The 9,417-nt window shown below is 45.6% G+C and carries 7 protein-coding genes and 2 pseudogenes; 8 read left to right on the top strand and 1 reads right to left on the bottom strand.

Annotated elements, in window-relative coordinates:
- From IQ219_RS12020 to IQ219_RS11995, 6 genes and pseudogenes are all read left to right on the top strand, one after another.
- Positions 1 to 257: pseudogene (locus IQ219_RS12020) on the top strand (peptidylprolyl isomerase); the annotation flags it as partial.
- Positions 258 to 427: 170 nt separating this feature from the next.
- Positions 428 to 655 carry a ferredoxin-thioredoxin reductase variable chain gene (locus IQ219_RS12015; protein WP_190597018.1) on the top strand — a complete coding sequence of 76 codons (228 nt, stop codon included), beginning with the start codon at positions 428 to 430 and terminating at the stop codon, positions 653 to 655.
- A gap of 126 nt (positions 656 to 781) precedes the next feature.
- Positions 782 to 1,828, top strand: coding sequence for a hypothetical protein (locus IQ219_RS12010; RefSeq protein ID WP_194072754.1), 1,047 nt, complete (start codon positions 782 to 784; stop codon positions 1,826 to 1,828).
- Between the two features lie 272 nt (positions 1,829 to 2,100).
- Complete coding sequence (locus IQ219_RS12005; RefSeq protein WP_194072753.1) at positions 2,101 to 3,345, top strand: HAMP domain-containing sensor histidine kinase; 1,245 nt, start codon at positions 2,101 to 2,103, stop codon at positions 3,343 to 3,345.
- 89 nt (positions 3,346 to 3,434) lie between these two features.
- Complete coding sequence (locus IQ219_RS12000; protein ID WP_190596721.1) at positions 3,435 to 3,647, top strand: DUF2839 domain-containing protein; 213 nt, start codon at positions 3,435 to 3,437, stop codon at positions 3,645 to 3,647.
- Between the two features lie 71 nt (positions 3,648 to 3,718).
- A complete protein-coding gene (locus IQ219_RS11995; protein ID WP_194020521.1) occupies positions 3,719 to 4,930 on the top strand; it encodes a GNAT family N-acetyltransferase in 1,212 nt (403 codons plus the stop codon).
- 136 nt (positions 4,931 to 5,066) lie between these two features.
- Here the strand turns inward: IQ219_RS11995 and yidD are convergent, their stop codons facing one another.
- Complete coding sequence (yidD, locus tag IQ219_RS11990; protein WP_228017015.1) at positions 5,067 to 5,306, bottom strand: membrane protein insertion efficiency factor YidD; 240 nt, start codon at positions 5,304 to 5,306, stop codon at positions 5,067 to 5,069.
- A 221-nt stretch (positions 5,307 to 5,527) separates the two neighbouring features.
- Between yidD and metH the strand changes: the two genes are divergently transcribed.
- Positions 5,528 to 9,115 (top strand): methionine synthase, encoded by a 3,588-nt coding sequence (gene metH, locus IQ219_RS11985; RefSeq protein WP_194072751.1) that lies wholly within the window; start codon positions 5,528 to 5,530, stop codon positions 9,113 to 9,115.
- A gap of 120 nt (positions 9,116 to 9,235) precedes the next feature.
- Positions 9,236 to 9,417: pseudogene (locus tag IQ219_RS20130) on the top strand (IS701 family transposase); the annotation flags it as partial.

Genomic DNA, 9,417 nt, shown 5'->3' with positions numbered 1-9,417 from the left:
CCCAAATAGTGCAACTACTGAAAAGTACCCCCGCCGGCCAACTCTGTCTGCCAGTGGCCGTGGGAGAGTGGTGGATTCTGCTCAGGCTAGAAAAATACATTTCTAGTCAACTGGATGACAATATCCGGCAACGGTTGCGCAATGATCTTTTCCAAACCTGGTTGAGCCAACAAATCCAAACCAAAATCGAGTTTGCCGTCCCTTCTCCCCCTGAAACGTCGCAGATAGATACTGATTTGGTCGTAACTCAGGAATAACCAGCCCTAGACCTTCGCCCTTACCCTCGGCAGTCCCTCCCCAGGGGAATGCTTGCTTAGCGGGGGCTAACCTATGCAAAAATGGAGACTCTATGCCCACAGCGCCATTTTTTGGCTTCTGTGCCCGTAGACCCTGTCCATAAACCAAGCCAACCCTAGAGAAAAACCCTATGAATGTCGGCGATCGTGTTCGAGTCACCTCCTCCGTTGTGGTTTACCACCATCCAGAACATAAAAAAATAGCCTTTGATTTGCAAGGTATGGAAGGGGAAGTGGCCGCCGTATTGACCGAATGGCAGGGCAGACCCATTAGTGCCAATTTGCCGGTGTTGGTGAAATTTGAAAAACGGTTCAAAGCCCATTTCCGCCCTGATGAAGTCAGCATTATTGAGGGTTGATCTGCTTCTCTTCGATACAGCGCCGTGGCTTTTTCAATTACTTACTCAATCAAGTTGATTAAAATGTTGATTGAGTGAGATTTGACTCTTTTCAGTAACATTGGGGATTCCCCAGAAGCTTTGCCCATGGCTAGATCAAATAAAGAAGGTAATCCGTCCCCAGAATCAGGTAGGGAACAGCCCTGGTGGAATCGTCCTGTGTTGGGGAAAGGAAGCCTAATTGAAGGCATTATTCAGACTAAACCGGATGTACCGGAAGAAGCTTTAATTGACCACAGAAAACACGTCAGCGATCTCTATATTTTTGCTAAAACGGCTGAAGCGATCGACAGTCCCCAGTTTTTGGACCAAGAATTCATCACCTACATTAAAATTCAATATATGTTGGACAATGATCTGGGGGAATATGGGGGACTTAAACAAAGTTACCGATACTTAGAGCTAGCTATTGACGTCAAAGATTTGCTCCTGTTTATTAACCAAACTGAACTTAGATACCGGGGTTATAAGCAACAGGAGTTTTATGACCAGGTGCCCCATATTCTCAAGGAATCGGAAGATGCCGACACCTTCAAACAACAGCTAGAAGTCACTGTAGCTGAAGCCATTGACCAAACAAAAACGCCGGAGGGGAAAGATGCTCTTAGCCACTACGTTGATAACCTAAAGCAAATATCAGATAATCCCCTAGGACTCAACTTACTGAGAAGATTTCATTCTTTTGAACAGTCTGACTATTCTGTGTTGGTGAGTATTTCAGACCTAATTCGCAATATTGAAATTCGAAGCATTCACGACCTTGCTGTTTTAACCCATCTGGTTAACAAAAACATTGCCGTTTTTGATAAAATCAGCCAAATTATTCAGATACCAGCGGAAAAAAATAATAGCCGTTCCTTTGCTTTGATGATACAATTCATCGCCCTGAACCATCAACATGGCAATACGGCTCTAAAATTTGAACAATTAATTAAAGTACTGCGACAGTGGTTAAAATATTATTGCTCAATTATTAGTATTCAACAAGCTTACCCTGAAGCTGACTACAAACAACCACCGGAATTTGCCGAGCCAATTGCGGGAGAAAAAATTTATCGAAAATACTTGAATGTCCTAACGGATAAAACTCAACAAATTTATTACTATGATCTGGGGCAAAATGTGCCCCTATAAAGCTCTATAAAGTTTGAAGAATTTTATTTCCTTTGTTTCTAATAGATAGACAAAGTTTAAAAAGTCCCAGTTGACTGCCCCCAGCTCTCTATCTGGCAGGCTAAAATTTTTCTATAGTGAGTGATTAGAAAGCTGCTCAATCTTACTCTGGGCATACAATCCCCAGTAAATTAGACAATGGGCTTGGGTTAATTAGCTAATATAGTACAATTCTATTTATTAGCCCCGCCATTGCCTATGGCATCAATATTTCATTGGCTTTGAGTGTCACTATGGGTTCCAATTTCCCTAACAGGAAAATTTTGCCAACGGCCGGGGATGGGTTTGAGCAATCCATAGCTAGATTGATTGTGAGCATTATTCCGGTGCAAGCAATTTATTATTGGAACTTAGGAACTACCCCTGCCGGAGTGGAAATTATTCCTACCCTCTCCATTGTTCTTCAGACTGAGCATGCCCCAAGGTTCATGGCGGAAAAATGCCTCAAATTTATTGGCGATCGCCAAGAAGAGTTACAACAGGGAAAGAGCTTATTAACCGATTTAAAACAACACTGGCAAGAAATTAACCCAGCTAGTTTTGATTCTGGGGCAGTGCAGGGAAACATTCATGGCGATTTGCCTTACTTCCTCTTACCTATTTTTCAGCACAATCAATATGTTAGTGGCATTTGCTTAGTTTGGCCCCACAGCCAATGGCGTCTTGAGCAATATCGTTTTCTGCAGGAAGTGGGTACGGTGTTTGCCTACCAATACCATGGTGAGTCTGAAGCATGGCCTTCCCAAGAAAGTTACAAGGTTGGCGATCGCCATGCCCCCATGACGATTAACTTGAGCCATATTCACCACGAATTTAGGACTCCCCTCACGGCCATTATTGGTTTTGCTAGAATGCTAAGGGATGAACTTTATGGCAAATTAAATCTTAAACAACACCAATATGTGCAAGGTACGTTAAACTCTGCCGAACATTTACTGTCCCTAGTGAATGATTTTCTCGATCTGTCAAAAATTGATGCCCGTTGCGAAGAATTATTCTATGAACAGGTGGCAGTGGAAGACCTATGTCTTTCGGTAATTTCCATGGTGCAAACTAAGGCTAAAGAGAAACAATTAGCCCTAAATTTGACCATTGATGATGGAGTAGATTTTTGCTATGTCGATCAAAGGCGTTGGAAACAAATCTTAATTAATCTCCTTTCCAATGGGGTCAAATTTACCTCCCAGGGGAGTGTGACCTTGGCGGTCAAAGCCACCGAGGAAGCATTAATTTTTTCCGTGATTGACACTGGCATTGGCATCAGCCCGGAAGATCAGAGGGATTTGTTTCAACCTTTTAAGCAAATTTCCCCTCCCCTTAGTTTTGCTGAAAAAGGTACTGGCCTGGGGTTAGCCCTCTCCCGTCGCTTGGCCCAACTCCATGGTGGTGATATTCAATTAACTTCAACTCCTGGGGTTGGTAGCTGTTTTTCAGCGATTCTGCCCCCGAAAACACCAGCCAAAAATCACCAAACCTGACAATAGCGTGATTGAAAGTTGGCAGTTTTATGGATAAAATTCTGTTGTTAAAATCATCACAATTTACTGAACTTAGGATAAAAACAAACATGGGAGAATCAAAGCGTCGTAAACAATCCCTTGGCGATCGCTATGGCCAGGATCAACGGATTGTGGAGTGGCTGCCTTTAACAAAAAAACAAGCCGAGGATTTCTATAAATGGACTACCAAAGGAGCCTGGATTGGCATTGGTGTGATGGCGGGCTTGTGGGTCACAGTCAGATTTATTGGCCCCACTTTTGGCTGGTGGACTGTCCAGTAAACCGGCGATCGCCGAGTCCCAACGTCGGGAAAAGCAGTTAATATGGGGAAGACGCCGTTCTTTGCCGCCCTATGGTTACCCTTAATGAAACTGACTTGTTGGTGGTTCGGGGAGTTCAGTTCCGGGACCTGGAAAATTTAGATAAACTGACCGACCAACAGGGGGCAATGTCGGGCAGTTCATTGGCGGGTAGATTGCCGCAGAATCTTTTCTGGTACGGCATGCTCAGGGCCTTGGGTTGTTTTCCCAATCCGTTGCAACATCTTTTCCATTGCTTTGTGGCGGAGCAAAAACCCCAGGGTACCATCGGTGGCTTTGTGCAGGTGACCCCGTTCAACACCAGTCGCTCCACTTGGAAAATAGAGCAACTGTCGGTGCAAGCCCAGGCCATCCAGCCGGAATTGGTAACAGACCCGAAAGGTATGGGGTCCCAGCTATTGCGCTACTGTTTTCAAAATGTCTGGGAAGCCCGCACCTGGGTGTTGGATGTGGACGTAAATGATAAAAATATCCTTGCTCTTTACCGTCAGAATGGTTTTCAGCCCCTAGCCCAAATTACCCATTGGTCCTTGTCGGCGGAACTGTTGACCAGTCTGGCCCAGAACGATCCTGACTTACCCAATTTGCTGCCCGTAAGCAATGCTGATGCGGCCCTGCTCTGTCAGCTTGATTGTGTTTCCATGCCCCCTTTGATGCGTCAGGTATTTGATCGCCATGTGGCGGATTTCAAGCGGCGCTTTTTGAGTTCCCTATTAAACCGTTGGCAAAATTGGTACACCCACCAGGAAGAAGTCAGTGGCTACGTCTTTGAACCTCAACGCAAAGCGGCGATCGCCTATTTCAAACTCACCCTGTCCACCGACGGCCAACAGGCCCACCAAGCGGAATTAACCGTACATCCTGCCTATACTTGGCTCTACCCCAAACTGCTAGTGAAAATGGCTCAACTAGTCCAAGGACTTCCTCCCCAAGCCCTCATGTTAGAGTCGGCCGATTATCAACATGAACGGGAAGAATATTTGGAACAGTTGGGGGCCCAGCGTCAGCAACATCGTTTGTTGATGTCCCGTTCCGTCTGGCACAAACTCAAAGAAACTAAGCCGGAGCGATTGCAACTTTCAGAAGTATTACAGGGACTACAGCCATTGCCCCGCACCCCCATTCCCAGTCGTATGTCTCTGTTGAATTTGCCGTTAAAATCCCAAAAAGACCGTCCAGATAACCAAGATAAACAGGTTAATTTGGGGCACGAAGATTTACCGGAAAACGGTCATCACATTTAAATCTTAGGGTCTGTTGGTAACATTCCGATTTGCTCAATCAATTCCCCAATACCGGGAATTTTTTCACTAGTTTCTGCCCTATTGAAGGGAGCGGTAGGGTGAGAATTTCCAGTGATTTAACCGCTCAATCCGGAGCTTAAGAAGAAGCTTTCCCTTGCTCAGGGTTGGGCACAGGGTCATAACCCCCCGGATGTAGGGGATGGCAGCGCAAAATCCTTTTCAGAGCCAGATAACTACCCCGCCAGACTCCGTGGATTTCCACCGCATCTAAGGCGTACTGGGAGCAAGTGGGCTGAAAACGACAACTGGGTGGAAACAACGGTGAAATCAAGACCCGATAGAGTTTGATCAGAGTTAAAAGTAATTTTTTCATCATTTACTAGTGACTATTGATCATAGAATAACAACTTTTTAATTGGGGCTCTAATTAATCTTTAAATTTTCCTTATTCACAACTAATTTATTCATGTTTATTGGTGGTGGATAATTGTTGAAAATAATGCCATGGCTCCATTTCCACGTTGTTAGATTAGCGCCAAGCCCCATATAATATGCCATAACCCTGATCCAATCTAGCTTCTGGTCTCCGACCTCCCTATGAAAAGTGCTTTTTTAGACCGTCTCCACAGTCCCGATCGCCCGGTATTAGTCTTTGACGGGGCTATGGGTACAAACCTGCAGGTACAAAACCTAACGGCAGCGGATTTTGGCGGGGCGGAATACGAAGGCTGTAATGAATATTTAGTCCATACTAAGCCAGAGGCGGTAGCCACGGTGCATCGTGCTTTTTATGAAGCGGGGGCCGATGTGGTAGAAACAGATACCTTTGGGGGCACCCCCTTGGTGTTGGCGGAGTACGATTTGGCAGATCAAAGCTATTACTTGAATAAGGCGGCGGCGGCGTTGGCCAAGTCAGTGGCGGCGGAATTTTCCACCCCAGAAAAACCACGATTTGTGGCGGGTTCCATGGGGCCGGGGACTAAGTTACCCACCCTAGGTCATGTGGACTATGACAGCCTCAAGGATGCCTATGTGGTCCAGGTACGGGGCCTGTACGACGGCGGGGTGGATTTATTGCTAGTTGAAACCTGTCAGGATGTGTTGCAAATTAAGGCGGCCCTGAATGCCATTGAACAGGTCTTTGCCGAAAAAGGCGATCGCCTACCATTGATGGTGTCAGTCACCATGGAAACCATGGGTACCATGCTGGTGGGTACGGAGATGGCGGCGGCCTTGGCCATTTTGGAACCCTATCCCATCGATATTTTGGGGCTGAACTGTGCCACCGGGCCGGACTTGATGAAGGAGCACGTCAAATATCTTTCTGAACATTCTCCCTTTGTGGTGTCCTGTATTCCCAATGCTGGTTTGCCAGAAAACGTTGGCGGCCAAGCTTTTTATCGCCTCACCCCGGTGGAACTGCAAATGTCCCTGATGCACTTCATTGAAGACCTGGGGGTACAGGTAATCGGTGGCTGTTGCGGCACCAGACCAGATCACATCAAAGCTTTGGCGGACATTGCCAAGGATCTGCATCCGAAGGAGCGTCAACCCCGGTACGAACCCAGCGCCGCCTCTATTTATTCCACCCAAACCTATGCCCAGGAAAATTCTTTCTTAATCGTAGGGGAAAGGCTCAATGCCAGTGGTTCCAAAAAATGTCGGGATCTGCTCAATGCCGAAGATTGGGACAGTTTAGTTTCCCTCGCTAAATCCCAAGTAAAAGAAGGGGCCCAAATCCTTGATGTCAACGTGGATTATGTCGGTCGGGATGGGGTGCATGACATGAAAGAATTGGCTTCCCGTTTAGTCAATAATGTCACCCTGCCTTTAATGTTGGACTCCACCGAATGGCAAAAAATGGAAGCCGGTTTAAAGGTAGCCGGGGGAAAATGTATTCTCAATTCCACCAACTACGAAGACGGCGAAGAAAGATTTTATAAACTATTGGAAATTGCTAAGGAATATGGGGCTGGCATTGTCATCGGCACCATCGATGAAGATGGCATGGGGCGCACGGCCGATAAAAAATTTGAGATTGCCAAACGGGCCTACGAAGCGGCGATCGCCTTTGGTATTCCGGCCACGGAAATTTTCTTTGATCCTTTAGCCCTGCCCATTTCCACCGGCATTGAAGATGATCGAGAAAACGGTAAAGCCACCGTGGATGCCATCCGCAGAATTCGCCAGGAATTACCGAATTGTCATATTTTATTGGGGGTTTCTAACGTTTCCTTTGGTTTGAATCCCGCCGCCCGCCAGGTGCTCAATTCCATCTTTCTCCACGAATGTATGCAGGTGGGTATGGATGCGGCCATTGTCAGTGCCAATAAAATTTTACCCTTGGCAAAAATTGACCCAGAACAACAACAGGTGTGCCTAGATTTAATCTATGATCGACGGGAATTTGACGGGGAGCGCTGCACCTATGACCCGTTAACTAAGCTAACAACCTTATTTGAAGGTAAAACCACTAAACGGGATAAATCCGGTGACGCTAATTTGCCGGTGGAAGAAAGGCTGAAACGCCACATTATTGATGGAGAAAGACTGGGTTTAGAAGATGCGTTGAATGAAGCTCTAAAACTTTATCCTCCCCTAGATATTATTAATATTTATTTATTAGATGGCATGAAAGTGGTGGGGGAACTATTCGGCTCCGGACAGATGCAATTACCCTTCGTACTGCAATCGGCCCAAACCATGAAAGCGGCAGTGGCTTTTCTGGAACCTCACATGGATAAGGATGATTCCGCCGACAATGCCAAGGGTACTTTTTTAATTGCCACCGTTAAAGGGGATGTGCACGATATTGGTAAAAATTTAGTGGATATTATTCTTTCCAACAATGGCTATAGGGTAATTAATTTAGGCATTAAACAGCCAGTGGAAAACATTATCGAAGCCTACAAAGAACATAAGCCTGACTGCATTGCCATGAGTGGTTTGTTGGTGAAATCCACCGCTTTTATGAAGGAAAATCTAGAAGTTTTTAACAATGAAGGTATCACTGTCCCCGTTATTTTAGGGGGAGCCGCGTTAACTCCTAAATTTGTCCATCAAGATTGTCAAAGCACTTACAAAGGCCAAGTAATTTACGGTAAGGACGCCTTTGCTGATTTGCATTTCATGGATAAACTTATGCCCGCTAAAAGTGCCGCTAGCTGGGATGATTTCCAAGGATTTTTGGGCGAATATGCTGAAGAAAATGGCCACGCCCCCATGGCAGATAATGACGCCAAAACTAACTTTGGCATCGAAGAAGAAAAGTTAATTGATGCGGGGAAACAACCCACAGAGCCAGAGGTCATTGATACCGTTCGTTCCGAAGCAGTAGATCCTAATATTGCAAGGCCGATGCCACCTTTCTGGGGTACGAGGATTTTACAACCCAGTGATATTGGCCTGGAAGAAGTGTTTCCCCTTTTGGACTTGCAAGCTCTCTTTGTCGGTCAGTGGCAATTCCGCAAACCCAGAGAGCAATCCCGCGAAGAATATGACCAGTTCTTGGCAGAAAAAGTCCATCCGATTCTGGCCGAATGGAAGGCGAAAGTCATAGCGGAAAATTTACTCCATCCCACGGTGGTTTATGGTTATTTTCCCTGTCAATCCCAAGGCAATACCTTATTAATTTACGATCCTGAACTGATCAGCCAAAATAATGGCCAAATTCCTCCGGATGCAACGGCGATCGCCAAGTTTGAGTTTCCCCGGCAAAAATCAGGGCGACGGCTTTGTATTGCGGACTTTTTTGCTCCAAAAGAATCGGGGATTACCGATGTTTTTCCCATGCAAGCGGTGACAGTAGGGGAAATTGCAACGGAATATGCGAGGAAACTATTTGCCGGCGATAATTACACCGATTACCTCTACTTCCATGGCATGGCAGTGCAAATGGCGGAAGCTTTAGCCGAGTGGACCCACCAACGGATACGCCAGGAATTGGGCTTTGGGCATTTAGACCCCGATAACATTCGTGATCTTCTCCAACAACGTTACCAAGGTTCCCGTTACAGTTTTGGCTACCCTGCTTGCCCCAACATGCAGGATCAATACACCCAATTGGAACTGTTACAAACAGAACGGATCGGCTTGTATATGGACGAAAGTGAACAGGTTTATCCGGAACAATCGACAACGGCGATCATTGCCTACCATCCCACTGCCAAATATTTCAGTGCTTAACTCAGAGTGACGATTAAATTCATTAACAAATAACTAGGATTTTTCTGTTTAGAGTATCCCTCTTTCATCAAAATGGGTGAATTAGAATGGAGATAAAAGGCTGGAAAGCTTGGAGGGAGTATGACGAAGGTAAGAGAAGCGAAAAAGACAGTACAATGTGTAGACACGTATAGTGAACTGTATAAAGATATATTTCCAGATGTGAGAGCTTATGAAGCTTTTAAATACCTGATGGTGGGAATATTAAGTGATATAAAAAGAAAAAGCTTGCCAGCGATAGCATCATCATTAGGATTAGAAAA

Source organism: Synechocystis sp. LEGE 06083, assembly GCF_015207725.1.
Lineage (GTDB): Bacteria > Cyanobacteriota > Cyanobacteriia > Cyanobacteriales > Microcystaceae > Synechocystis > Synechocystis salina.
This window is presented reverse-complemented; position numbering and strand designations above follow the sequence as displayed.